The sequence below is a fragment of the Pseudomonas sp. No.21 genome (assembly GCF_054558415.1).
On the sequence record NZ_BAAJNO010000001.1, the window covers coordinates 110,301 to 135,637 of the forward strand.

A 25,337-nucleotide genomic window follows, 5' to 3' on the forward strand; every position below is an offset into this window, starting at 1 on the left:
CGGGTGCCTTTGAAGGCACTATCCAGTTGGTTTCATGGACTTTCCGAGGCTTTCATGTCGCAGGTTTCTCCGGTCCCGGTGTTCCGTCTCTATGGCGAGACCGACGCCTGGCCGACGCCGGACCTGATCCATTGCGAGTCGATTCCCGCGCGCAGCGCCCTGCACGACTGGGACATCCGCCCCCATCGCCATGGCGAGTTGGTGCAGCTGCTCTACGTGCAGGGCGGCAAGGCGGAGCTGGAGGTGGAGGGCGTGGTCAACCGCGTGGATGTGGCCGCGCTGCAGGTGGTGCCGGCGCTCTGCGTGCACGGCTTCCGTTTCTCGGAGGACATCCGGGGCTATGTGCTGAGCCTGGCGCTGCCGCTGGTGGAGCAGCTCGGCGCAGCCTTCGACGAGCCGCCGCTGGCCCGCGCCGCCTGCTACCCGGTGGCGGGGCAGAAGCGTTACCTGGATGCGCTGTTCGAATCCCTGGCCCAGGAATACGCCGAGCAGGCACCGGGGCGCGAGTTGATGCTGCAATCGCTGATCAGCGCGCTGCTGGTGTGGGTGGGGCGCCGCTCGCTGGATCTCTCCCGCGCCGAGGCGCCGGTGCAGGACCGGGGACGCGAGCACCTGCAGCGCTTCACCCGCCTGCTCGAAGCCCATTACCGCGAGCACCGCCCCATCGACTGGTACGCCGCCGCCCTCGGCATCAGCGCCGCCCACCTCAACGCCCTGTGCCGGCGCCTGGCCGGGCAATCGGCGTTGCAGATGATCAGCGCGCGCCTGCTGCTGGAGGCCAAGCGCAGCCTGGTGTACACGGCCATGACCATCAACCAGGTCTCCGACAGCCTGGGCTTCTCCGAACCGGCCTACTTCTCGCGCTTCTTCAAGCGCGGCACGGGGCAATCGCCCAAGGCATTCCGCATACGGCGATAGGGGCGACTTCAGTCGCCAAGCAGGCCGCAGGGCTGCCCTGGCTCTGCGCTCCCCGGTGGCACCGTCTGGTGGACGAAAAGAGCGTCGTCCACCCTACGCATGGGGCGGCATGGGGGTTTGGGTGAGTACGGCACCGTAGGTTGGCGCCGAGCGCAGCGAGGCCCAACGCAGCGATGTTCAGCCGTACAACGTTGGGCTTCGTGCCTCAGTCCAACCTACGAAGAGGTGGGTGTTTCCCGGCCACGCTGCAGAGCCAGCGCCATGGCCAGGCGTTCGAGCCCGATACCGAAGCCGGCGCCTTCGGCATAGGCGCCGCCGCCTACCACCTGGCGCTGGTTCTCGAGCACCGGGCAGCGCACTTCGAAGCCCTGGCCACCCAGGTAGTAGGTCAGCCCGCGGTTGGCGCGCAGGTCCAGCTCATACGCCAGCCCGAGCGAGTCGAGGAAGCCGATGCAAAGTGCCTGGCTGCAGGCCAGGCCGCGCTCGGGGTCGCCGAGCACCTCGACGCCCAGCTGGGTGAATTCGCGGTAGCGCAGGGCCTGGGGGCGCTCGTAGCGGTAGCAGCGCGCGGCGTAGAAGAAGGTGGCTTCCCGGCGCCCGGCCAGCAGGAGGGCGCTGCGCTCCTGGAACAGCGCGGTGGCTTCGGGGATCAGGCAGCAGGGGCGCCCGGCCTTGTCGTCGAAGGTCCACATCTGGCCCATGATCTCGCTGCCGCCGGTCTTCTCGATGAAGGTGTCCTGGCCCCACAGCGCGGGGACTATCGCTTCCTCAGCCCCGGCGTCGATGAAGCCAGCTCCGGAAGCGGCCCTCGATTTCGCGCATGGTTTTGGCTTCTTCGCCGGTGATGATCCGGGTTCCTCGTAGCATGGTCATTTCTGGTTCCTCTCTGGTTTTCTACAAGCATGAAAAAAGGCGCCCTTGGGCGCCTTTGCGTGTCCATCGCAGCCGGTTCAGTCGGCTTGCAACGGGCATGAGCAATCACGGCGCCCGGAAGGGGTGCCGTGATGATGGATGCGGTTGCTCGGGAAGCTGTTCATGGCGCGAATCCTGGCATGGGCCCTCGTTCGCCGGCAAGGGGGCGGCTCGGAATTGATCGCCGACCTACAGGCTCCGCGCTCCCAGGCGGCAATCATTTGTAGGGGCGACTTCAGTCGCCAAGCAGTCCGCAGGGCTGCCCTGGCTCCGTGCTCCCTGGTGGCACCGTTCGGTGGACGAAAAGAGCGTCGTCCACCCTACGCATCGGTCGGCGTGGTGGCTTGGGGGGGCCGCTTACCAGTGGAAGGAGACCGAGCCCAGCAGGCTGCGTTCTTCGCCCCAGTAGCAGCGCCCGGCGTTGTTGCAGCCGGCGACGTATTCCTTGTCGAGGAGGTTCTTGGCGTTCACCTCGGCGGACCAGTTGTCGTTGATGGTGTAGCCGACGGCGGCGTCCAGCAGGGTGACGTCGCCGGTGTCCAGGCGGCCGTAGAGCGAGGGCGCGGTGTAGGCGAAGGTGCTGTCGAAGTGGCGCACGCCGCCGCCGATGCGCAGGCCCTTGAGAGCGCCGTCGAGGAAGCGGTAGCTGGCCCAGGCCGAGGCCTGGTTGCGCGGTACGCCGGTCATCTGGTGGTCTTCGAGCAGCGAGCCCTGGGCGTCCTTGGTGATGCGCGAGTCGGTGTAGGTGTAGGCGGCGGTGAGGTTGATGTTCTCGGTGACGTCGCTGTTGAGTTCCAGCTCCACGCCCTTGGCGCGGCTCTCGCCCACCTGGCGGTAGTCGTTGGCGGCGCTGTCGAAGATCACGTCATCGGTCTTGCGCAGGTCGTAGACGGAGGCGGTGAAGGAGGTGTTCCAGCCCTTGGGCTCGTACTTGATGCCGGCTTCGTACTGCTCGGCGGTGGTCGGGTCCAGGGGGCCGGAGCGGCTGGAGGTCTGCTGGGTCGGGGCGAAGGCCGTGGAGTAGCTGACGTAGGGCGAGAGGCCGTTGTCGAACTGGTACATCAGGCCGGCCTGCCAGGTGAAGTCGGTGTCCCAGTAGTCGAGGTCGGCGGCGGCGTTGGTGGTGCCGGGCTTGTTGCGGTACTGGCTGTTGACCCGGTCGAGGCGGCCACCGAGCAGCAGCACCCAGTTGTCGTAGCGGGTCTGCAGCTGGCTGTAGGCGGCGTACATCGACTGGTCGAGCTGGGCGTTCTGGATGTGCACCGGGGTGGTCGGGGTGCTGGTCCAGACCGGGTTGAAGACGTTGATCTGGCCACCGGCGCCGGCATCCCAGTTCTGGTTGAACGAGGTGCGGTCGAGGCTGGCGCCGAGCAGCACCGTGTGGTCGAAGTCGCCGCTGGCGAAGTGGCCTTCGAACTGGTTGTCCAGGGAGTAGGCGATGGACTTGTTGGTGCGGTCGTAGGCGGTGTAGGCGAGGGTGGTGCCGAAGCCGCCGGCGTTGAGGTTGCCGGGCCACATCTCGTGGCGGTCGATGCGCGACTGCATGTAGCGCGAGTTCTGGCGGAACTGCCAGGTGTCGTTGAGCTGGTGGGAGAACTCGTAGCCCAAGGTCCAGGTTTCGCGCTCGAACTTGTCCCAGTCGGGGTGGCCGAGCAGGGTGTCCTTGTCGATCTTGCCGTTGGGGTTGCGCAGCAGGGTGCCGGCGGCGGGGTAGCCCAGCTCCATCAGGGTGCGGTCGCGCTGGTAGGTCGACAGCAGCGTCAGCGAGGTGGCGTCGCTGAGGTTGAGGGTCATGGACGGGGCGATGTAGAGGCGATCATCCGGCTGGCCGTCGACCTGGCTGTCGGCGTTGCGGCCCAGCATCACCAGGCGGCCGAGGACGTTGTCGCCTTCGCTCAGCGGGCCGGAGACGTCGATGCCCAACTGGCGGCGGTTGTTGCTGCCGTAGGTGAATTCGACCTCGCCGCGCGGGTTGGCGGTGGGGCGCTTGCTGACCATGTTGACCACGCCACCCGGGGCGTTCTCGCCGTAGAGGATCGAGGTCGGGCCGCGGAACACTTCGACGCGCTCCAGGCCGTAGGGCTCGCTGCTGGTGTCGTAGCGGTTGCCCTGCACGCGCAGGCCGTCGCGGAGCAGGCCGTAGCCCCAGTCGGTGGCGTTGAAGCCACGGACGAAGAACAGGTCGCCGGCCTGGCCGTCACCGGCGGCGAAGGGCGGCGCGAAGATGCCGGGCACGTAGCCGAGCACTTCGGTGAGGGTCTGGGACTTCTGGTCTTCCATGCGCTGGCGGGTGACCACCGAGACCGAGCGCGGCGTGTCGGCCAGGGCGGTGGCGGTCTTGCCGGCGGTGCTGCTGACTTCGGCGCGGTAGCCACGGTCGGCCTGGCCCGGGCCGCTGGCGAGGCCGGCGCCGACGATGGAGGTCGGGTCCAGTTGCATCACGCCGTCCTGGGGGGCCGGCTGCAGGACGTAGCCGCCGTTGCCCTGGTCGATGGCGCGCAGGCCGCTGTCCTGCAGCAGCAGGGCGAGGCCCTGGGCGACGCTGTAGCGGCCGTGCAGGCCGGCGCTGGTCTTGCCGGCGGCCAGGCTGTTGTGGCCGGCGAGGTAGATGCCGGCCTGGCTGCTGAATTCGTTGAGCGAGGCGACCAGAGGGCCTGGGGCGATGTCGTACTGACGCTCGGCGACACCCTGTTGCGCGGTTTCGGCCTGGGCCAGCGAGGCGGGCAGGGCCAGTTGCGCGGCGCCGAGCAGGGTGACCGGGATGGCGAGCGCGAGCGGCCGCAGGGCGAAACGGAGGGTCGGGTTGGCGAGCAAGTGCATGGTGTCCCCTGGAAATGTTCGGTGGCGGATGGCGTTGTTATCTGGTTGAACCGAACGAGAAATGAAAAAGGGAACCGCTCGCTGAAAATTATTTTCCGGGGCGTCGGCGTGACGGGTTCAGCGGGGTGTTCAGGCGGGCTCGACGCTGAGCCACCAGTCGGTGAGGCGGTGCACGCGGATGGGCAGGGCGGCGCTGAGCAGTTCCAGCGCCTGCTCGGTGTCGCCCAGGGGGAAGGCGCCCATCACCGGCAGTTGGGCGACCGCCGGGTGGCAGCCGAGGTGACCGTGGCGGTAGCGGGCGAGGGCGGTGATCAGCTCGCCCAGTGGCATGTCGTCGGCCACCAGTACCTGGCGGGTCCAGGATTCGCCGGCCCGTTGCACCGGGGCCGGGGTGCCGAGGGACAGGCCGTCGAAGTCGACCCGCTGGCCGGCCTCGATGACGCTGAGCTGGCCGCTGTCGGCGGTGCGCACTTCCACCGCGCCCTGGTAGACGCTGAGGCGGGTGAGGCCGTCGTCCTGGCGCACCCCGAAGCGCGTGCCGAGGGCGCGCAGGCGGCCGTGCTGGCTCTCCAGCAGGAAGGGGCGCGCGGCATCCTTGGCGGTGTCGATCAGCACTTCGCCGAAGCGCAGCCGCAGCAGGCGCTGTTCGGTGTCGAAGGCGGCGTCCACGGCGCTCTGCGCGCGCAGCCACAGGTGGCTGCCGTCGGCCAGCAGGGTTTCGCGAGTTTCGCCGGTGCCGGTGACGAAGTCCGCCGACCAGCCGGCCACCAGGCGCGGCAGCGGCGTGGTGCGCCAGGTGCCCCAGCCGAGCAGCGAGCCGGCGCCCAGCACCAGCAGGGTCTTGAGGCCCTGGCGGCGGCTGATGCGGCGTGGGTCGTCGCGGAGCATGCGGCTGGCCAGCTCGCGCTCGCCGCCGGCTTGCAGCGGGGCGAAGCGCTGGCCGACCCGCTCGACGTAGCGCCAGGCATCGCGGTGTTCGGGTTGCTGGTCGAGCCAGGCCTGCCACTGCGCCCGCAGCTGCGCGCTGGGGGCGTCGTCGTGGAGCAGCACGTACCAGTTGGCGGCCTGTTGCAGGCTGGCGTGGCTGAGGGTGCGTTCCGGGCTGGCCATGCCGCTCATTCCACCAGCAGGCCGTCGAGCTCTGCCTCCAGTACCGCGCAGTGGAGGAAGGCCTGGGCCAGGTACTTCTTCACCATGCGTTCGGAGACGCCGATCGCCAGGGCGATCTCGCGGTAGGGCATGTCGTCCAGCTGGGCCATGAGGAAGGCGCGGCGCACCTTGTGCGGCAGGCGCAGGAGCATGGCGTCGACTTCATGCAGGGTCTCGATGATCAGCGCCTGCTGCTCGGGGGAGGCTTGCAGCGGTTCCGGGCGGGCGGCCATGGCCTCGAGCCAGTCCTGCTCCAGCTGCCGGCGCCGCCAGTGGTCGATGCACAGGCCCCGGGCGATGGTGGCCAGGTAGGAGCGCTCACCCGTGGCGCCGTCGAAGGTGCGGGGCCGCAGCAGCACGCGCAGGAAGGTGTCCTGCATCAGGTCGGCGGCATCGAAGCCGCTGCCCAGGCGACGGCGCAGAAAACCCAGCAGCCAGGCGGAATGGCTCAGGTAGAAATCGTGGAAGGGGGCGTTGGTCGACGGCATCGAGAGCGGGGTGTCCGGCGCGGGATGCGCTCGTTCGCGAATGAGAATTAGTGGCAACTATACGGATCGGCTTTACGCCCTGCAATCCGTCTTCGTCGTTGCCCTGATCTCCGGGTTCGCTACCCCATGCCCTGGCGTCGGGCCCTTGCGGGCCCCGCCTGGGTGCCGCCGCTGGCGCTGGCGGTCAGCGCGACAGCCCGCGCCGTTCCATGCCGCGTGCGGCGTTGCCCAGTTGCAGTGGCGAACCGATGAAGCCATGGAGTTCGCCCAGGTTGCGCTGCTTGCTCATTGCATCCACGCAGGCCACCAGCAGCATCTCCTCGGCCACTTCGCGGATCAGGCAGCGGATGCGCCGCTGGCTGAAGGCCGCCTCGCCCTCGAACTCGCGGCTCAGCTCCTGGACGCCGCCCTTGCTCAGGGTCAGCAGCCACTTGCCGTCGCTGCGTGGGGTGATGGCGACGCTATGGTCGGGGAACGCTTCGTAGATTTCCTTGATGGCGGTGAACATGGGCTGGGCCTCCTTCTTGTCGTCAGCCTGCAGTCCATTGCAGCCGGCGTGCCAGGAGGGCATCCGGCGCGAGCCCAGCAGAATCAAGCGATTGGCTATAAGCGCAGCGTGGACGCTCGTGCAAAACGCATGAAGAGGCCGCCATGGCCTGGGCAATTTGCAAGGCGGTGCCTGGGTTAGCTGTCGTGGATGAAATGCAAAGGCCCAAGAGCGGTGTCTGGAGCGATGCCGGGCTTCCAGAACGCCCACTGCATGGGTTTCGCTCGCTCTACGCCATCCCACGGGAGGTCGGGCGGACGCCGCCGTGTGCAGCGCCGCCGGGCTTATTCGGGCGGGCGTGGCGCTTCCACCAGCTGCGGTTGCAGCAACTCGGCGATGCGCTCGCGCACGCTCTGCTCGGGTTCGCGGTCGAGGGTGCGTCGCAGCAGTTGCAGGGTGTCGGCCGGCCACTGGTTGCGACCCCAGGCGGCGAGGGTCTTGAGCGCCATGTGGCGGTTGCGCACCACCGGGCTGGCGAGGCCGGTGGCGACCAGGTCCCAGCCCTGCACGGGGAAGCGGCCGAGGTCCTGGAGGATGAAGTCCAGCGCGCTGTGCTGGCGGTATTCCGGGCCCAGGCCGAGGGCGCTGCCGGGGCCGCTGGCGATGTGCGCCAGGTCCAGCTGCTGGCGGGCCAGCTCGATGACCCGGGCGGCCCGTTGCGGGTCGCTGGTCTGCATCAACTGGTACCAGGCCGAGGAGCGCTGGCTGCGCTGGCGTTCGAACCAGGCGTCCCAGGGGTCGATGTCCAGGTGCCCGGCGGCGCTGGCGGCGAGCCAGAAGGCGCGCTCGTCCTCCTCTTCCAGGCCCTGGTGCACCAGGTGCGGCCACTGCGGGCTCTCGCGGATGGCGTCGGCGCGGCGGGCGATGTCCTCGCGGCAGGCCTCGGTCCAGCCGTGCTGGGCGAGCTGCTCCCAGTCCTGGTGGGGGTCGCGGGCGAAGTCGCGGATGCCCTCGACCACCAGGAAGTGCCCCAGGTGCCGTGGCGGCCGGCGCGCCAGGTGGTCGAGCAGGCGCAGCACCGCCTCGGCGCCGTCGGCGTAGTCGTTGATGTCCTGGGCAGGGCCGCCGTTGATCATTGCCTCGATCATTTCCACGGCGCCGTCGAGCAGGGCGTCGTCCACATCCTGGCCGCTCAGCGCCGCCAGCAGGTTGCCGCCCACGGCGCAGGGGTAGGCCAGGTATTCCACCATCACCGCGTTCTGGTAGCCCTCGCGCAGCAGCCAGTCCTGCACGGCGGGCGAGGGGTTCTGGGCGAGGCGCTCCACCAGGTGGATGCGACCCCAGCCCTTGACCTTGCGGGCCAGCGCCCACCAGGCGCGTTCGCGCTCCGGGGGCGCCAGGGTGTTGCCCAGGGCGATGGTGGCGAAAAGGGTGAATTCCTCGTGCTGGCCGAAGGTCAGGAACAGTTCGCGCTGGCTGCCGCTGTCGAGCACGCCGAGCAGGGCCAGGGCGAACTTCACCGCGCCGCGGTCGGGGCTGCTGCGTGCCAGCCACAGGGCCAGGGCATGCAGCCGTGCGCGTGGCAGGCCGGGGCGCTGCTGCAGGCGCTCCACCAACTGGTCGATGAAGCCGAGCACGCTGCCATCGGCCACCAACTGGTAGAGGCGGGCCATGTGGCGGGTCGGGTCGTCGAGGGTGGCGAGCAGGGCGGCCATCACCTCGTCGGCGGTGTCGATGTCGTCGGCGGAGGCGTGGTGGCCGAGGACGCCATCGAGGGCGCCCGGGGCCCAGCGCAGTTCGTTGCCGGTGGCGGGCGGGGCTTCGTCGGGCAGGGTGATCTCGCTGTCCGGAAGGCCGCCGGGGGCGTCGGCGAAGGCGGCGAGGAAGCCATGCAGGCTGGGGCGCTCGATGGCCCAGGGGATGGGGTACCCCTGGGTCTGGCCCTTGTCGTCCCTGACGATGCGGAAGAAGGTGGCGATCCAGTTTTTCATCGGTACGGCGACAACGGCGGGAAAGCGCTCCTGTTTACCGCAATGGCCGGCGTGCGGCAATCGTGGCGCGTCAGGAGCACGACGCAGTCGACGGGGTTCAGGTCGGACTGCGGCTGCGGGCCTCGTGGAGGATGCGCTGCAGCTCGGCCACCAGTGCTGCCTGGCAGCGCGCCAACCGGGGCGCGTCGATGCCGGCCTGGCGCAGGGCGTCGCAGGCGCGCATCAGGCCCGGGGCGTCGATGGTGCAGGCGAGGCCCGAGAGGCGGTGGGCGCATTGGGCGATGAGGTCAGGCCGGTTGCTGGCCAGCGGCGTGGCGAGGCGCTGCAGTTCGTCTTCCAGGTTGCGCTCGAGTTCGGCCAGCAGGCGCCCGACCAGGCTGGCATCGAGGCGCTCCAGGTGGCCGAGGTCGAAGGCCGTGGCCGGCACCGGCGCTGCGACGGGGCCGCGCCTGGCGAGGGCGGCGGCCAGGCGCTCCAGGGTCACGGGCTTGACCAGCAGTTCGTCCATGCCCGCCTCGCGGCAGCGCTCCGCTTCGTCGGCCAGGGCGCTGGCGCTGTAGCCGATGATGCGCCGGGGTGCGCGCCCGCTCTCGTCCTCCAGGCGGCGTACCGCGCGGGTCAGGGCGTAGCCGTCCATGCCCGGCATGTTGCAGTCGGTGATCAGCAGGTCGAAATCGTCCTCGGCCCAGGCGGCGAGGGCGCAGGCGCCATCGGTGAGCACGCGGGCGCGGTGGCCGAGGCTGGCCAGCTGCTGCTCCAGGACCAGGGCGTTGATGGACAGGTCGTCGACCACCAGCACGTGCAGGGGCTGGGTGTCGGTGCGGGCCGAGGCGGGCGCGTCGCGGTGCAGGGCGGAGGGCGCCGGGCGCCATTCGAGGTTCATCTCCAGGGTGACGTTGCAGCCCCGGCCGGGTTCGCTTTCCAGGCTGATGCGCCCGCCCATCAGCTGCACCAGCTCGCGGCAGATGTGCAGGCCGAGCCCGGAGCCACCATGCAGCTGCGCGACTTCGGCATCGGCCTGGCGGTAGGGCTCGAACACCCGTGCCAGCATGCTGCGGGGAATGCCGATGCCGTCGTCGCGCACGCTCAGGGTGAGCAGGCTGCTGGTCGGCCCTGTGTCGCGCAGGCGGCCGGCGAGACTGACGGTGCCCTGGCCGCTGAACTTGACGGCGTTGGCCAGCAGGTTGTGCAGCACCTGGCGCAGGCGCAGGGGGTCGACGCGGTACAGCCGGTGGGCCGGCAAGGGGCAGTCCAGTTCCAGCGCCAGGCCCTTTTCGCGCGCGCGGGCGGCGAACAGCTCCAGGCTCTCGCGCAGCAGCGCGGCCAGGTCGACGGGGCGGGGCGCCAGCTGCATGCGACCGCTCTCGATGCGGTCGAGGTCGAGGATGTCGCCCACCAGGTCGATCATGGCGTCGGCGGACTGGCGGGCGATACGCAGGTTCTCCGAGCCCGGTCGGGCCCGGCTCTCCAGCTCCAGCAGGCCGACCAGGGCGTTGAGCGGCGTGCGCAGCTCGTGGCTCATGGTGGCGAGGAAACGGCTCTTGGCCGCGCTGGCGTCCAGGGCCTGGCGCTGGGCGTCGCGCAGGCGGGTTTCCAGTTCCTTGCGGTCGCTGATGTCGATCCAGCCGCCGAGTACGCCCAGCAGCTTGCCGCGGGCGCTGTAGAAGGGCACCTGCCACTGGTAGAGGTGGCGCTGGCGGCCGTTCTCCTCGGTGCAGCTGTCGAAGAAGCGCGACTGACGGCTTTGCAGTACCTCCTGCAGGCGGCTCTCGAGGGCGTCGGCCAGTGCCAGGCACATGCCCTGCTGGCGTGGCGTGGTGCCGCGCATCTCCTCGAGTGAGCTGGCGAAGAACTGCTCGTAGGCGCGATTGCAACTGCTCAGGCGGCCCTGGAGGTCACGCACGTAGAGGGGCGTCGGTTGCCCGTTGAGCAGCGAGAACTGGAAGGCCAGCTGGTCGCTCAGCTGGCATTGCGCGGCGCGGCGCTGGTGGATCTGGCGTTGCAGGCGCCAGTTCCACAGCAGCGAGAGGATCACCACCACCGCCACCAGCACCAGCAGGTGCCAGAAGGTCTGCGGCAGGTCGCGCCAGTCGATGTCCGAACGCTCCAGCGTCTCCAGCAGGTTGAGGCCGTCGTCGAGCAGGGTGATGCCATAGTCGGGCCCCGGGGAGCTGACGGCATCCAGGCCGAGGCAGCCGCCAAGGCCCCACGCCGGCCCGGGTGCGCAGGGGACGAGGTCGGTGGCGTGCAGCGGGCAGCTCAGGGCCGCTTCGGCGCGGGCGTGGACACCGCCGCCGGCGAGCAGGGCCAACAGCAGGAGGAGGCGCAGGGAGAAGGTCATGGGGCAGTCCTCAGGCCAGGCCGTTTTCCTGGATGTAGAGGTACAGCGCGGCGTTGGTGTCGAGGCCGAGCTTGCGCATGGCGCTGGTCTTCTGCGCACTGATGGTCTGCTTGCTGCGGCAGAGGCGCTGGGCGATGTCGTTGATGGCCAGGCCGCTGCCGTACAGGCGCAGCACTTCCACCTCGCGCGGGGAGAGTTCGTCGATCTGCGCGAGGGGCTTGCCGTGGGCGGCTTCGCCGAGCTGCATCAGGCGCTGCAGGGAGCCGGAGACGAACGGGCGCCTGGCGCTGGCGCGGAGGGCGCGGGGCAGGTCGGCCAGCAACCCGCGCTTGCTCACCAGGCCCTGGATGCCGAGCTTGAGCAGCGAGGCAACGAGGGCCGGGTTGTCGAGCATGGTGACGACGATGATCGCCAGTTGCGGGTAGCGCCGGCGCAGTTGCTCGATCAGCCGCAGGCCGTCCGCCTGGCGGCTGTCCGGCATCATCAGGTCGGTGACCAGCAGCTCGCAGGGGCGGGTGGCGAGCTGTTCGAGCAGGCCGTCGGCGCTGTGTGCCTCGCCGACGATCTGCAGCGAGCTTTCACGGCTCAGCACGGCGCGCAGGCCGATCAGGGTGATGGGGTGGTCGTCGACTATCAGGGTTCGTCTGTGCATCTGCTACCAGGGCTCGCGGAATCGGTACGGCGCACATGGTAGGGACGGCGGGAACGCGGGTATCGCGACCCGCGTGCAGTTCGGTAGGAATCGGATCAATCCGACATTTGTTGTCGGGCGCTTCCCACCGAGTGCCTGAAGTCTTACGGAAAAGCCTCGGGTGCCGGGAAACGGATGACACCCGTGGCTGTAGGCAAGCCGCTACTGGACGTGCTGGCGGGGCGGCTGGATGGCGCTGTCGAGCGCCGCGATCATCGAATCCACCAGGCCCGGTTGCCGTTGCTCGGCGTTCTGCAGGATGGGCGCGAGGCTGGCGGTGCGCTCGGCGGCGGGGCCACTGCCACGGCTGGCGGCGACGGCGAACCAGGTGTACGCCTCCAGCTCCGGCTGGGTGGAGGGGTATTCGCCGCTGAGCAGTTTCTCGGCGTACAGCACCATGGCATCGAGGTCGCCGGAGAGGGCGGCGAGCTTGGTGGCTTCGGCGGCGGCCTCGTTCTCGGCGGGCTCGGCGTTCAGCGCGATGGCGGTGGCGTCGCGCTCGGCCGGCGCGGCGATGCTCGGTGCCAGGCACGGCAGTGGTTCGTGGGCCTGGGCCACCGAGGTTTCGATCGGCTGGCCCTGCTGCTGGCGCAGGGCGAGCTGGTAGAGCGGTGCGGAGACGCTGTCGCCGGCGTCGCTGGCCACCTTGAGCAGGGCCAGGCCGCGCTCCGGGTCGTTCAGGTAGGGCTCGCAGGTGTTGAGGTAGAGCAGGCTGATTTCACGCAGGGCGCGGTCGCTGGTGCGCGCGGCCTTCTCCATCAGGCGGGTGCCGTACTCCACGTCCTGCTGCACCCCGGTGCCGCGCAGGTAGTTCCAGGCCAGCACCCGGCTGGCCTCGGCGCTGCCCAGGGCGTCGGCCTGGCTCAGGTGGTCCAGCGCAGCGGCCTGGTCGGCGGGTACGCCGTCACCGGTCAGGTAGTGGCGGGCCAGCTCGTAGTGGGCGCGGGCGTTGCCGGCATCGGCGGCCTCGTGGAGGCGCGCCATGAGGGTTTCGGTGTCGCCGATCTCTTCGGCGAGCATGGCCTGGGCGAGGATTTCCCGCGCGGGTTCCGGGCGTGGCTCGACGTTGCGCGTGCTGCCCTTCACCTCGTCCGGGTCTTCGGCGACCCACACCATCGGCGCTTCATAGCTGGGCACGCCGTACACCGGGTTTTCCGGCGGCAGCGGGCGGTTGCGCGTGGCGACGACGGGCTTGGCCTTGAGTGGCTGGAAGCCGGAACTGCAGCCGGCACAGAGCGCGGCGGCGAGCAGGAGGAGGGCGAAACGCATCTTCATGGGAACGTGGGGAGCCTTGAAACCATTGCGGGAGACGGGTCGGAGGCTGCATAGCATTCCAGAGTGCGGCGCCCGATCCAAGCCGCAGGCGGGAATTGACGGTGCCGTACGTCAGGCTGGCGAGGCGGGCGTCCTCTCCGTAGGAGCGGCTTCAGCCGGGAAAGGCCTGCAGCCGGGTTGCGAGTGACGGATGCCCCAACGCGAATGAATTGGCTCCCACAAAGAGCTTCGCGAGCAGAGCTCGCTCCTACGGGGTGTGCCTTGGTATGGGTTGTCGGGTTGCACCCGACCTACAGGCTGCACCAACGGTGCGATGTTCGGCCTCGCGGCGGGATTTACTCGTGGGAGCGGCTTCAGCCGCGAGAGACCCGCAGCCGGCAGTGGGCCGTGAGTGGCGGATGCCCCATCGCGAATGAATTCGCTCCCACGGGGGAGCAGCCGAACCTAGCCCGGGCTCCAGCTGGGGCTGCTCGGCGCCAGGCGTCAGGCGCCGAGCATCCCCGCGCGGGTCGAGGGGTTGAGCATCGCCCGCAGGCGCGGGTCTTCGGTGTCGAGGGAGACCAGGTCGACACCGCGTTTGCGCAGTTCCTCTTCCTGCTGGATGGCCGCCAGCTCGGCCATGCGCTGGGCGATCTGCTTCTCGATCTGCTCCTGCTGCTCCGGCGGCAGGGCGTCGATCTCTTCTTCGGTCAGGCCCAGTTCCTTGAGGATCTTGTCGCGCATCTTCTCGCCGGCGGATTTGTTCATGTAGTCATGGAATTCCTGGGCGGCGGCGCTTTGGGCGGGCTTGCTCACGCTGGCGGCGGCGCTTTGGGCATCGGCGTAGACGTCGTTGGTGAGCGTGTCGGCGCCGCTGGCCGAGGTGCCGCTCTCCACGCTGCCGCTCTGCAGGCCCACGCGCAGGCGGGCGAAGGCTTCGTCGTAGGCGGCGTCGCGCTGGGCGGCGGCCTGGTCGACCTTGGGCGTGGGCTTGGCCTGGTTCGGCTGCAGGGTGGCGGTGGGTTGTGAGGTTTGCGAGGGGACCGGGCGACCGTCGCCATAACGCACGAGTTTGAGCCTGTGCGTCATGTCCTGCAGTTTGGAGCGATCGAGGCCGGAGAGGCCGGTGCCGAAGAGGCTCATGCTGAATCCATCCATAGGAAGTCCTTGTGCGCGGCTACTCAGCAAGGCGTGTGCCAGTGGCTGGGACGCCCGTTCCAGAGCCTTTGCCGTCGGCCTGGCGGTTGCCGGGCGGCAAGGAATTGCCGCTCGCGCCCGTCGCGTTGCCGCCCCGTTGCCGCAACCTTGTAGACTGCCGCCCGATTCGCAACCGGAGCGGGAGAGGGAATGGAAGGCTTATCGCCACTGGCGGCCTATCGGCAGGCGGTGGATGACCTGGGGTTCGCGCCCGATGCCGCGCAGCTGCACGCGGCGACATTGCTGGAGGCCTGCCAGCGGGCCTTGCACCAGGGCGAGGGCGGCATCGCCGGCGTCTACCTGTGGGGCCCGGTGGGGCGCGGCAAGACCTGGCTGCTGGACCGCTTCTACGAGGGGCTGCGGGTGCCCGCGCGGCGTCTGCACTTCCATCACTTCATGCGCTGGGTGCACCGCCGCCTGTTCGCCCTGACCGGCACCGCCGACCCGCTGCGCGCCCTGGCCCGCGAGCTGGCGCAGGAGGTGCGGGTGCTGTGCTTCGACGAGTTGTTCGTCAGTGACATCGGCGACGCGATTCTCCTCGGCGGCCTGCTGCAGGTGATGTTCGAGGAGGGCGTGGTGCTGGTGGCCACCTCCAACCAGCCGCCGACGCAGCTGTATGCCGACGGCTTCAACCGCCAGCGCTTCATGCCCGCGATCGAGGCGATCGCACGGCACATGCAGGTGGTGGCGGTCGATGGCGGGCAGGACCACCGCCTGCACCCCGGCGCCGCACAGCAGCGTTACTGGGTGATCGAGCCGGGCCGCCCGAGCGTGCTGGCGGCGGTGTTCGCCGAGCTGGACGACGGCGTCGCCAGCCATGATCGCCCGCTGCACCTGGGCCATCGCGACATCGCCGTGCACCGGCAGGGCACGGTGGCGCTCTGGTGCGACTACGCCGCGCTCTGCGAGGCGCCATTGGCCGCCCTGGACTTCATCGCCCTGTGCGACCGTTTCGGCGCCATCCTCCTGGGCGCCGTGCCGCGCCTGGGGGCTGCGCGCCGCGAAGGGCGCATCGCCCGGGGCACCGAGGATGGCGCCGAGCGCGTGGTCGCCGGTGATCGCCAGCTGCCGCAGCTCTCGCCCCTGGACGACGGCGTGCGCCGCTTCATCGCCCTGGTGGATGAGTGCTACGACCGCCGCGTGCCCCTCTACATCGAGGCCGAGGTGCCGCTGGAGCAGCTCTACACCGAGGGCTGGCTGGAGTTCCCCTTCCGCCGCACCCTGAGCCGCCTGCGCGAGATGCAACTGGCGCGTTTCGGCCGCGCCTGAGCCCGGCGCGCACGATGGGCGGTCCTTGAGGGGGCGTCGGCGCGGCCGCATATTGGCCGCCATGAAGCCGACTTCCCCTACCGCCGACATCGCCCTGGCCGATTTCCACCCGGTCGTGCGCGCCTGGTTCACCGGGCGCTTCGCCGCGCCCACCCCGGCCCAGGCCGAGGCCTGGCCGGCCATCCGCGCCGGGCGCTCGACCCTGGTGGCCGCGCCCACCGGCTCCGGCAAGACGCTCACCGCCTTCCTCGCCGCCATCGACGAGCTGGTGGAGCAGGGCCTTGCCGGGGGCGGGCTGCCGGATGCCTGCTTCGTGGTCTACGTGTCGCCGCTCAAGGCGCTGTCCAACGACATCCGCATCAACCTCGACGAGCCCCTGGCCGGCATCCGCGCCGAGCTGCAGCGCCAGGGCCTGGGCGAGGTGGCCATCCGCACCGCGGTGCGCACCGGCGATACGCCCCAGGCCGAGCGCGACGCCATGCGCAAGCGCGCGCCGCACATCCTGGTGACCACACCGGAATCCCTCTACGTGCTGCTCGGCTCCGAGTCCGGCCGCGCCATGCTCGGCAGCTGCCGCAGCCTGATCGTCGACGAGATCCACGCCATCGCCGGCAGCAAGCGCGGCAGCCACCTGGCGCTGAGCATGGAGCGCCTGGAAAGCCTGTGCGGGCGACCGTTGCAGCGCATCGGCCTGTCCGCCACGCAGAAGCCCATCGAGGCGGTGGCGCGCTTTCTCGGCGGTGCGCCTACCGGGGGCGAGGCCCGCGATTGCCTGATCGTCGATGTCGGCTACAGCCGCGAGCGCGACCTGGCCATCGAGGTGCCGCCGCTGCCGCTGGAGGCGGTGATGAGCAACGATGCCTGGGAGACCGTCTACGACCGCCTCGCCCTGCTGGTGGCCGAGCACCGCACCACGCTGGTGTTCGTCAACACCCGGCGCCTGGCCGAGCGCGCCGCGCGGCACCTTTCCGAGCGCCTGGGCGAGGCCGCCGTCGCCGCCCACCACGGCAGCCTGGCCCGCGAGCTGCGCCTGGACGCCGAGCAGCGCCTGAAGCGGGGCGAGCTGCGGGTGCTGGTGGCCACCGCTTCCCTGGAGCTGGGCATCGACATCGGCGATGTCGAGCTGGTCTGCCAGCTGGGTTCGCCGCGCAGCATCGCCGCCTTCCTGCAGCGCGTGGGGCGCTCCGGGCACAGCGTCGGCGGCACGCCGAAGGGGCGGCTGTTCCCCCAGTCGCGGGACGACCTGATCGAATGCGCGGCACTGCTCGACTGCGTGCGCCGGGGCGAGCTGGACAGCCTGGTGATCCCGCGCCAGCCGCTGGACGTGCTGGCCCAGCAGATCGTCGCCGAGGTGGCCAACCAGGAGTGGGACGAGGATGAGCTGTTCGCCCTGATGACCCGTGCCGCGCCCTATGCCGAACTGCCCAGGGCGAGCTACGACGCCGTGCTGCGCATGCTCGGCGAGGGCTACAACGGCCGCAACGGTGTGCGCGGCGCCTACCTGCACCGCGATGCGGTCAACCGCCGCCTGCGCGGCCGGCGTTCGGCGCGGCTGGTGGCGCTGACCTCCGGCGGCACCATCCCCGATGCCGGTGACTACAACGTGCTGCTCGAACCCCAGGGCATGCAGGTGGGCACGGTGCACGAGGACTTCGCCGTGGAGAGCATCGCCGGCGACGTGTTCCAGCTGGGCAACCAGTCGTACCGCATCGTGCGCGTGGAGCCCGGGCGGGTGCGGGTGGAAGACGCCCGTGGCCAGCCGCCGAGCATCCCCTTCTGGCTCGGCGAGGCGCCGGGTCGCAGCGATGAGCTGTCCGCCGGGGTCTCGCGCCTGCGCGGGGAGATCGAGCGCCTGCTGGCCGCCGCCGACGGCGATCTGCAGCCGGCCATCGACTGGCTGACGGGCGAGTTGGGCCTGGGCGAGGCCGCCGCCCGCCAGATGGTCGAGTACCTGGCCCGCGCCCGGGCCGCCCTGGGGCGCCTGCCGACCCGCGACTGCCTGGTGATGGAGCGCTTCTTCGACGAGTCCGGCGGCATGCAACTGATCATCCACTCGCCCCTGGGCAGCCGGGTCAACCGCGCCTGGGGCCTGGCGCTGCGCAAGCGCTTCTGCCGCAACTTCAACTTCGAACTGCAGGCCGCCGCCACCGAGGACGCCCTGGTGCTGTCGCTGTCCACCAGCCACAGCTTCCCGCTGGAAGAGGTGTGGCGCTACCTGCATTCCAGCAGCGCCGAGCAGGTGCTGATCCAGGCGCTGCTGGACGCGCCGCTGTTCGGCGTGCGCTGGCGCTGGAACGCCACCAGTGCCCTGGCCCTGCCGCGTGCCTCGGGCGGGCGCAAGGTGGCGCCGCAGCTGCAACGCATGCGCAGCGAGGACCTGCTGGCCAGCGTCTTCCCCGACCAGGTGGCCTGCCAGGAGAACCTGGTGGGCGAGCGCGAGGTGCCGGACCACCCGCTGGTGGCGCAGACCCTCGACGACTGCCTGCACGAGGCCATGGACGCCGAGGCCTGGCTCGATCTGCTGCGGCGCATGGAGAGCGGTGCCGTGGAACGGGTGGCCCGCGACCTGCCGGCGCCCTCCGCGCTGGCGGCGGAGATCCTCGGTGCGCGGCCCTATGCCTTCCTCGACGACGCACCGCTGGAGGAGCGCCGTACCCAGGCCGTGCAGAACCGCCGCTGGACCGACCCCGAGTCCGGCGACGACCTCGGCGCCCTGGACGCCGAGGCCATCGCCGCCGTCGCCGAGGAGGCCTGGCCCCAGGTGCGCGACGCCGACGAGATGCACGAGGCGCTGCTGGCGCTGGGCTGCGTCACCCCGGCGGAGGTGGAGGCCAACGGCGGTTGGGCGGGCTGGTTGGCGCAACTGGGCCGGGCGCGCCGTGCCGCCTGCCTGCACCTGGAGGACCGCCCCGCATTCTGGCTGGCCGCCGAGCGCCTGCCCCAGCTGTCGGCCCTGCACCCGCTGGGCTCGCTGAAGCCGGCGATCACCGCGCCGGCCGGGTTCGACAGCTGCTGGGAAGCGGAGGCCGCCTTGCTGGAGCTGGTGCGCTCGCGCCTGGGCGGCTTCGGCCCGCTGACCCTGGCGCGCATCGCCGCCGACCTGCGCCAGGCGCCGGGCGACATCGCCTTCGCCCTGGCCGCGCTGGAGCGTGAAGGGCACGTGCTGCGGGGCCGCTTCAGCCCCGGTGCGCGGGAGGAAGAGTGGTGCGAACGGCACCTGCTGGCACGCATCCATCGCTACACCGTCAAGCGCCTGCGCCGGGAGATCGAGCCGGTGGAGCGGGCCGATTTCATGCGCTTCCTCTGCGACTGGCAGCACCTCTCCAGTGCCACCCGCATGCGCGGTGCCGAGGCGCTGGCCGGCGTACTCGGCCTGCTGGAAGGCTTCCAGGCCGCCGCCGGTGCCTGGGAAGGCGAGCTGCTGCCGGCCCGCGTCGCCGATTACGGCATCAACTGGCTGGACGACCTGTGCCGTTCCGGGCGCATCGCCTGGAGTCGTCTCGCCGCCCCGGCGCGGGCCACCGGCGGGCCATTGCGCAGCACGCCGATCCTGCTGCTGCCGCGCAAGAGCCAGGGGCTCTGGCGTGCCTGCGTGGGCACGGCGGTGGTCGCCGAGCCCTCGCCCCGGGCCGAGCGGGTGCGCGAGGTGCTGGCGGGGCAGGGCGCCCTGTTCTTCGACGAGCTGCTGGAGGAGACCCGCCTGCTGCGCAGCGAACTGGAGGATTGCCTCGGCGAACTGGTGGCCCTGGGCCTGGCCAGCGCCGACAGCTTCGCCGGCCTGCGCTCGCTGCTGATGCCCGCCGCCCGGCGCAGCCGCACCGACCGCCGCGCGCGCCTGGCGCTGGCCAGCATGCAGGATGCCGGGCGCTGGTCGCTGCTGCGCGGGCGCGGTGACGGGCGCGGTGAGGAGGACCGTCCCGGCCAGGTGCCGGCCGAAGCCCTGGAGCATGTCGCCCGCACCCTGTTGCGCCGCTACGGCGTGGTCTGCTGGCGCCTGCTCGAGCGCGAGGCGGACTGGCTGCCGAGCTGGCGCGAGCTGCTGCGCGTCTATCACCGCCTGGAGGCGCGCGGGGAGATTCGCGGCGGGCGCTTCGTCGCTGGCGTCGCGGGCGAGCAGTTCGCCCTGCCCGAAGCCGTCGGCCTGCTGCGCGAGGTGCGCAAGCGGCCGCTTTCCGGGGAGCTGATCAGCCTCTCCGCCTGCGACCCGCTGAACCTGCAGGGCACCTTGCTGCCTGGCGCCAAGGTGCCCGCCGTGGCCGGCAACCGCCTGCTGCTGCGCGATGGCGTGCCGGTGGCGACCCTGGTGGCCGGCAAGTACGCCCTGCTGCAGGAGGCCGACGGCTTCACCGCCAGCCAGTGGCAGGCCGCGCTGATCCGCCAGCCGACCGCCAGCGCCATGCAGGGCCCCGGCGCCCGGCGGATGACGCTGCGGCCCTGAACGTTGTTCGGCCTCGCGGCGCGCTTTCCGTGTGGAAGCGGCCTCAGCCGCGAAAGACCGGTGCCGGCACGAGGCTGCGAGTGGGCTGGGTGCGCATTACGTTCGGGGCGCAACAGCGTCCGTAGGGTGGCGTAGAGCGAAGCGAAACCCACGCGGTGGGCGTGACAGGGCGCCATAAATGCCTCCACGACAGCTAACGCAGACACAGCCCATGAATCCGCTCCCATAGGCCCGCGCTATCGGACAGGCGCCACTGTGTCGTCTCGGCTTATTCGGAATTTTCATCGAGGTTTTTCAGAAGTTACCGCTTGATCCGGACATGATCTTTTTCGACGGCAGCTATGCTCCCTGTGAGCTCGTTCGAGGAGTCAGAGCAATGGATTTCTTCGCCACCCCCGCTTCGCCCCCGTCACCGTCCCCCGCCAGCCGGCCCGTGCCGCCCTGGTGCGTGCTGGTGGTCGACGACGACCCGGAGGTCCACGCCGTGACGCGCCTGGCCTTGCGCGGCTTCGAGTTCCAGCAGCGGCCGCTGGAGCTGCTTTCGGCCTATTCGGCGGCACAGGCGCAGGAGATCTTCCGCCAGCGCGACGACATCGCCCTGGCCCTGGTGGACGTGGTGATGGAGTCCGAGCACGCCGGGCTGGACCTGGTGCGCTACCTGCGCGAGGCCTGTGGCAACCGCATGACGCGCCTGGTGCTGCGCACCGGCCAGGCCGGGCAGGCGCCGGAGGACCAGGTGATCCGCGAGTACGAGGTGGACGACTACAAGGAGAAGACCGAGCTCACCACGCAGAAGCTGCGCACCCTGCTGTATTCCATGCTCCGCGCCTACCGTGACCTGGGGGTGATCGACGCCCAGCGCAAGGGCCTGAGCAACGTGCTGGAGGCCTGCGCCCAGGTGCAGAGCGCCGCCACGCTCAAGCTGTTCTCCTCCACGGTGCTGGAGCAGCTGACCTCGCTGCTGTGCCTGGGGGAGTCCGCGCTCTACTGCCTGATCCGCACCGACGACCACGAGCCGCAGACCCGCACCCTGGCGGCCACCGGCGAGTTCGTCCACTACGAGGCGAACGCGGCGCTGGACAACCTGCCGGCCGAGGTGGCCCGTCGCTTCGACCAGGTGCTGGCGCAGGGCGCCTCGCAGCATTTCGACGACGCCTACGTGCTGTTCCGGCGCAACGATCGCGGCGTCGCCAGCCTGCTCTACGTCACCCACATCGAGCCGCTCAGCACGCTGGACCGGCAGTTGCTGGAAATCTACGTGCGCAGCGTGGCGATCACCTTCGAGAACATCCACCTGATGGAGGACCTGCAGGCCACCTCCAAGGAGCTGGTCTACACCCTGGCCAACGCCGTGGAGGCCCGCAGCAAGGAGACCGGCGCCCATGTGCAGCGGGTGGCGCTGTTCAGCGAGCTGCTGGCGCGCCTGCACGGCCTGCCCGAGCGCGAGGTGCAGCTCATCCAGCACGCATCGCCCCTGCATGACATCGGCAAGGTGGCGATCCCCGATGCCATCCTGCACAAGCCCGGCAAGCTCGACGACGAGGAGTGGGCGCTGATGAAGAAGCACGTCGACTACGGCGTGGCCATCCTCCAGCGCTCGCGCCGCGAGCTGATGCGTGTCGGCGCGTTGATCGCCGGCAGCCACCACGAGCGCTGGGACGGCCGCGGCTACCCGGGTGGGCTGGTCGGCGACGCGATCCCCCTGTGCGGGCGCATCGTCGCCCTGGCGGATGTGTTCGATGCGTTGGGTTCGCGACGCAGCTACAAGGAGCCCTGGACGTCGGAACAGGTGCTGGAGCTGGTCCGTTCCGAGCGGGGTGCCCATTTCGACCCGCACCTGGTCGACCTGCTGGTGGCCCATCACGACGAGTTCCTGGCCATTCGCGAGCGCTACCCGGACGAGCCGCATCCATGAATGCGGCACCGGCGCGCATCGGTCGCAGCCTGTCCTCCAGCCTGGTCCGCATCAACCTCCTGTGCGCCTGCCTGCTCGGGCTGGCCATCAGCGTGGTGCAGGTCAGCCTCGACTACTACCGCGCCCGCGAACAGCCGGAGGAGGACATGCAGGCGCTGTTCAGCCTGGTCCGCGAGCCGGTCACTGCGGTGGTCTTCAGCCTCGACCCGCGCACCGCCGGCGACCTGCTCAGCGGCATGCTCAAGCAGCCGGCGCTGGCCTCGGCGCGCATCCTCCTGCCCGAGGGGCGGGTCTTTGCCGAGCACAGCCGCGAGTTGGGCGAGCAGGGCGGGCGACGCCTCAATGACCTGCTGTTCGGCGCCACCCGTCACTACGCCTGGCCGTTGCAGGCGGACCTGCCCGGCGCCGGCCAGCGTGAGGAGCTGGGCACCCTGCAGGTGGAGGTGGACACCTACCGCTACGGGCACGACTTCCTCGACCGTGCCTGGGTCACCCTGCTGAGCAGCCTGTTCTATGCGCTGGCGATCTCCGCCATCCTGCTGCTGGTGTTCTACCTGCGGGTGACCAGGCCGCTGCGCAGCCTGATCCTGTCCATTGCCCGGGTGGACATCGACGACCCGGAGAACACCCGCCTGCAGGAGCCCCCCGGCCACGCCGACAACGAGATCGGCGTGCTGGTGCGCTCGACCAACCAGCACCTGCAGGCCCTCGGCGACAACCTGCGCCAGGTGCGCGAGGCCGAGGGGCGCTTGCAGTTCCATTCCGAGCAGCTCGAATCCACGGTCGCCGAGCGCACCCGCGAGCTGTCGCGCAGCGTGCAGCAGTTGCAGGCGGCGCAGCGGCAACTGATCGAGTCGGAGAAGCTGGCGGCCCTGGGCGGGCTGGTGGCCGGGGTGGCCCACGAGGTGAACACGCCCCTGGGCATCGCGGTGACCGCCTCCTCGGTGCTGTCCGAGGCGCTGGCGGACCTGCGCACGCAGTTCCAGGCGCAGACCCTGACCAGCGACAGCTTCCAGGCGCTGCTGGAGCTGGCCCAGGACAGCAATGCCATGCTGGCCAGCAACATCGCGCGTGCGGCCAAGCTGATCAGCGACTTCAAGCAGACGGCCGTGGACCAGGTGTCCGAGGCGCGTTGCGAGTTCGAGGTGCAGCAGGCGCTGGAGGCGCTGATCGCCAGCCTGCACCCGGAGACGCGCAAGGTGCCGGTGACCGTGGAACTGGACTGCGAGAGCGGCCTGCACATGCGCAGCCTGCCGGGGGTGCTGACCCAGGTGGTGGCCAACCTGATCATCAACAGCGTGCGCCATGCTTTCGCCGATACCCCCGAGGCACGCATCACGCTGCGCATACGCAGCCAGGGGGAGGGCGTGGAGCTGGACTACCGCGACAATGGCTGCGGCGTACCGGCGGCGTTGCACGAGCGGATCTTCGAGCCCTTCTTCACCACCCGCCGTGGCACGGGGGGCACGGGGCTGGGCCTGAACATCGTCTACAACCTGGTTACCCGCAAGCTCCAGGGGCGCCTGGAATTCCACTCCGAAGAAGGTGCCGGGGTGCATTTCCTGCTCTGGTTGCCACGCCGGCTGGAGTCCGCCGAGCCGGCCTGAAACGCATCTGCCATCCGGAGGGATCTCGATGAAGTCGACAGCTGTCGCGGTGCTGCTGGCCTGGCTGCTGCCGGGGCTCGCCTGCGCCGAACGCGTGACCATCGCCGCCGAGGACGACTGGGCACCCTATTCGGTGATCGGCCAGGACGGCACTTCGCCGCAGGGCTTCGCCGTCGACCTGGTGCGAGAGGCCTTCGCCACCCAGGGCGTGGAGGTGGATTTTCTCACCGTGCCCTTTTCCCGTTGCCTGTTCTACGCCCAGGGCACGCGGGCGGTGGGCTGCTTCGACGTGACCATCACCGAGGCCAATCGCGACCAGTACATCTGGCACCCGACGCCACTGTTCGAGGAGGGCCTGGCGATCTTCGGCCGCGCCGATGATCCGCACACCGGGATGGGCGCCAAGGACCTGGCCGGCAAGCTGGTGGGCATCACCAACGGCTACACCTACCCGACCTCCTTCATGGAGGACCCGGCCATCCGCCGCCACAGCGCCAACTCCGACAGCCAGCTGCTGCAGATGCTGGTGGCCGGGCGCCTGGACTACATCCTGCTCAACACCATGCCCGGCTACATGCGCATCGAGCAGGACCCCGACCTGCGCGGCAAGGTGAAGCTCACGGGGGTGCTGCAGACCGATGGCTTCTGGGTGGCGTTCTCCAAGGCCCACCCCGACGGCGCGCGCATGGCCAAGGCCTTCGAAACAGGCCTCCAGGCCCTGCACAAGAGCGGGCGCTACGCGAGCATGGAGGCGGACTTGCGCAAGCGTTACCAGCATTGATGGGGTGCCCCGACTCCCAACGGCACATGCCGCAGGTTGGCGCCGAGCGCAGCGAGGCCCGACACAACCCTGTCCGGTCTCGCTGCGGGCGCTCTTTGTGGGAGCGGCTTCGGCCGCGAAGGACTTGCAGTCGGCACGAGTCTGCGAGTGGTCGGCTATTCCATCGCGAATGAATTCGCTCCCACGAGGCGTGGCATGCGTGTGGGCTGGAAGGTCGCTTGGTGGATGAAAAGAGCGCCATCCACCCTACACACCGGTCAGCGCCCTACAACGGCACGGCGTCGCTGGTGTCTCCCGTGGGAGCGGCTTCAGCCGCGAAGGACTTGCAGCCGGCACGTGGCGGCGAGTGGCCGGGTGTTCCATCGCGAATGAATTCGCTCCTACGGGAATGACGGGTAGGGGGATTTCAAGGGGGTTGCCGGCTCGTTAGACTGGCCGCCTCTTCCCGCTTCGATGGCCGACCCCATGGCACTGCACACCTGGCTGATCTACCTGCTGGCCGTTCTCGGGCTTTCCCTCACGCCCGGGCCGAATGCCTTGCTGGCGCTGTCCCACGGGGCCTTGCACGGGCACCGTCGGGCGCTGTTCACCATCGCCGGGGGCGCACTGGGATTCGTGCTGATCATGGCGCTGTCGATGTTCGGCATCGGCGCGCTGCTCAAGGCGTCGGCCGAGGCGCTGACGGTGCTGAAGATCGCCGGCGGCCTGTACCTGATCTGGCTCGGCATCCAGCTCTGGCGTTCGCCGCCGGTGCAAATCTCGACCGCCGGTGAAGCCGGGCGCCGCAGCGGCGCCAGCCTGTTCCGCCAGGGGATGCTGTCGGCGGTCTCGAACCCCAAGGTGATCCTGTTCTTCGGCGCCTTCCTTTCGCAGTTCCTCGACCCGGGCAAGCCGCTGTGGCTGCAGTTCCTGGTGATGACCCTGACCTTCGTGGGAATCGAGGCGCTGGTGGAGTACCTGCTGGCGCGCCTGGCCCACCGTGTGCGGCCGTGGCTGGCACGCAGCGGCAAGGGCTTCAACCGCTGCTGCGGCGCGCTGTTCGGCGCCGCGGGCCTGGCCCTGCCGCTGACCCGCTGAGT

17 protein-coding genes are annotated in these 25,337 nt (G+C 70.1%); 7 read left to right on the forward strand and 10 right to left on the reverse strand.

From position 1 onward, the window contains the following. The first annotated feature begins 54 nt into the window (after nucleotides 1–54). Nucleotides 55–918 (forward strand): helix-turn-helix domain-containing protein, encoded by an 864-nt coding sequence (locus tag ACYJSS_RS00470; RefSeq protein ID WP_236205149.1) that lies wholly within the window; start codon nucleotides 55–57, stop codon nucleotides 916–918. A gap of 215 nt (nucleotides 919–1,133) precedes the next feature. On the opposite strand, the gene ACYJSS_RS00475 is transcribed toward ACYJSS_RS00470, so the two are convergent. From ACYJSS_RS00475 to ACYJSS_RS00520, 10 genes are all read right to left on the reverse strand, one after another. Beyond that, on the reverse strand, nucleotides 1,134–1,703 hold the full coding sequence (locus ACYJSS_RS00475) for an ATP phosphoribosyltransferase regulatory subunit (protein WP_111264118.1): 570 nt from the start codon (nucleotides 1,701–1,703) through the stop codon (nucleotides 1,134–1,136). 484 nt (nucleotides 1,704–2,187) lie between these two features. Continuing rightward, nucleotides 2,188–4,650, reverse strand: a complete 2,463-nt coding sequence (locus ACYJSS_RS00480; protein ID WP_236205150.1) for a TonB-dependent siderophore receptor — start codon at nucleotides 4,648–4,650, stop codon at nucleotides 2,188–2,190. A 129-nt stretch (nucleotides 4,651–4,779) separates the two neighbouring features. Continuing rightward, on the reverse strand, nucleotides 4,780–5,760 hold the full coding sequence (locus ACYJSS_RS00485; RefSeq protein ID WP_236205151.1) for a FecR domain-containing protein: 981 nt from the start codon (nucleotides 5,758–5,760) through the stop codon (nucleotides 4,780–4,782). Nucleotides 5,761–5,765: 5 nt separating this feature from the next. After that, on the reverse strand, nucleotides 5,766–6,287 hold the full coding sequence (locus tag ACYJSS_RS00490) for a sigma-70 family RNA polymerase sigma factor (protein ID WP_021220946.1): 522 nt from the start codon (nucleotides 6,285–6,287) through the stop codon (nucleotides 5,766–5,768). Between the two features lie 184 nt (nucleotides 6,288–6,471). Then, nucleotides 6,472–6,795: a hypothetical protein gene (locus ACYJSS_RS00495; RefSeq protein WP_146603068.1), complete on the reverse strand. Its 324-nt coding sequence runs from the start codon at nucleotides 6,793–6,795 to the stop codon at nucleotides 6,472–6,474. Nucleotides 6,796–7,118: 323 nt separating this feature from the next. After that, entirely contained in the window at nucleotides 7,119–8,765 is a 1,647-nt protein-coding gene (locus tag ACYJSS_RS00500; RefSeq protein ID WP_236205153.1) for a hypothetical protein, read from the reverse strand. Between the two features lie 97 nt (nucleotides 8,766–8,862). Next, entirely contained in the window at nucleotides 8,863–11,106 is a 2,244-nt protein-coding gene (locus ACYJSS_RS00505) for an ATP-binding protein (RefSeq protein WP_236205154.1), read from the reverse strand. Between the two features lie 10 nt (nucleotides 11,107–11,116). Continuing rightward, nucleotides 11,117–11,758 (reverse strand): response regulator, encoded by a 642-nt coding sequence (locus ACYJSS_RS00510; protein ID WP_236205155.1) that lies wholly within the window; start codon nucleotides 11,756–11,758, stop codon nucleotides 11,117–11,119. A gap of 201 nt (nucleotides 11,759–11,959) precedes the next feature. Then, entirely contained in the window at nucleotides 11,960–13,072 is a 1,113-nt protein-coding gene (locus ACYJSS_RS00515) for a tetratricopeptide repeat protein (RefSeq protein WP_236205156.1), read from the reverse strand. Between the two features lie 483 nt (nucleotides 13,073–13,555). Beyond that, nucleotides 13,556–14,209, reverse strand: a complete 654-nt coding sequence (locus tag ACYJSS_RS00520) for a hypothetical protein (RefSeq protein WP_236205157.1) — start codon at nucleotides 14,207–14,209, stop codon at nucleotides 13,556–13,558. Between the two features lie 189 nt (nucleotides 14,210–14,398). On the opposite strand from ACYJSS_RS00520, the gene zapE reads away from it, so the two are divergent. The 6 genes from zapE (at nucleotide 14,399) to ACYJSS_RS00550 (ending at nucleotide 25,335) form a co-directional block, all read left to right on the forward strand. Next, complete coding sequence (zapE, locus tag ACYJSS_RS00525; protein WP_111264125.1) at nucleotides 14,399–15,517, forward strand: cell division protein ZapE; 1,119 nt, start codon at nucleotides 14,399–14,401, stop codon at nucleotides 15,515–15,517. 61 nt (nucleotides 15,518–15,578) lie between these two features. Beyond that, complete coding sequence (locus ACYJSS_RS00530; protein ID WP_236205158.1) at nucleotides 15,579–19,955, forward strand: DEAD/DEAH box helicase; 4,377 nt, start codon at nucleotides 15,579–15,581, stop codon at nucleotides 19,953–19,955. A 376-nt stretch (nucleotides 19,956–20,331) separates the two neighbouring features. Next, nucleotides 20,332–21,870 (forward strand): DUF3369 domain-containing protein, encoded by a 1,539-nt coding sequence (locus ACYJSS_RS00535; RefSeq protein WP_236205159.1) that lies wholly within the window; start codon nucleotides 20,332–20,334, stop codon nucleotides 21,868–21,870. Beyond that, a complete protein-coding gene (locus tag ACYJSS_RS00540) occupies nucleotides 21,867–23,477 on the forward strand; it encodes an ATP-binding protein (RefSeq protein WP_158545604.1) in 1,611 nt (536 codons plus the stop codon). The genes ACYJSS_RS00535 and ACYJSS_RS00540 overlap by 4 nt, the downstream gene beginning before the upstream one ends. 28 nt (nucleotides 23,478–23,505) lie before the next feature. Beyond that, complete coding sequence (locus ACYJSS_RS00545; protein WP_111261610.1) at nucleotides 23,506–24,258, forward strand: substrate-binding periplasmic protein; 753 nt, start codon at nucleotides 23,506–23,508, stop codon at nucleotides 24,256–24,258. 465 nt (nucleotides 24,259–24,723) lie between these two features. Then, nucleotides 24,724–25,335: a LysE family translocator gene (locus ACYJSS_RS00550; RefSeq protein ID WP_111261609.1), complete on the forward strand. Its 612-nt coding sequence runs from the start codon at nucleotides 24,724–24,726 to the stop codon at nucleotides 25,333–25,335. The last annotated feature ends 2 nt before the right edge of the window (nucleotides 25,336–25,337 follow it).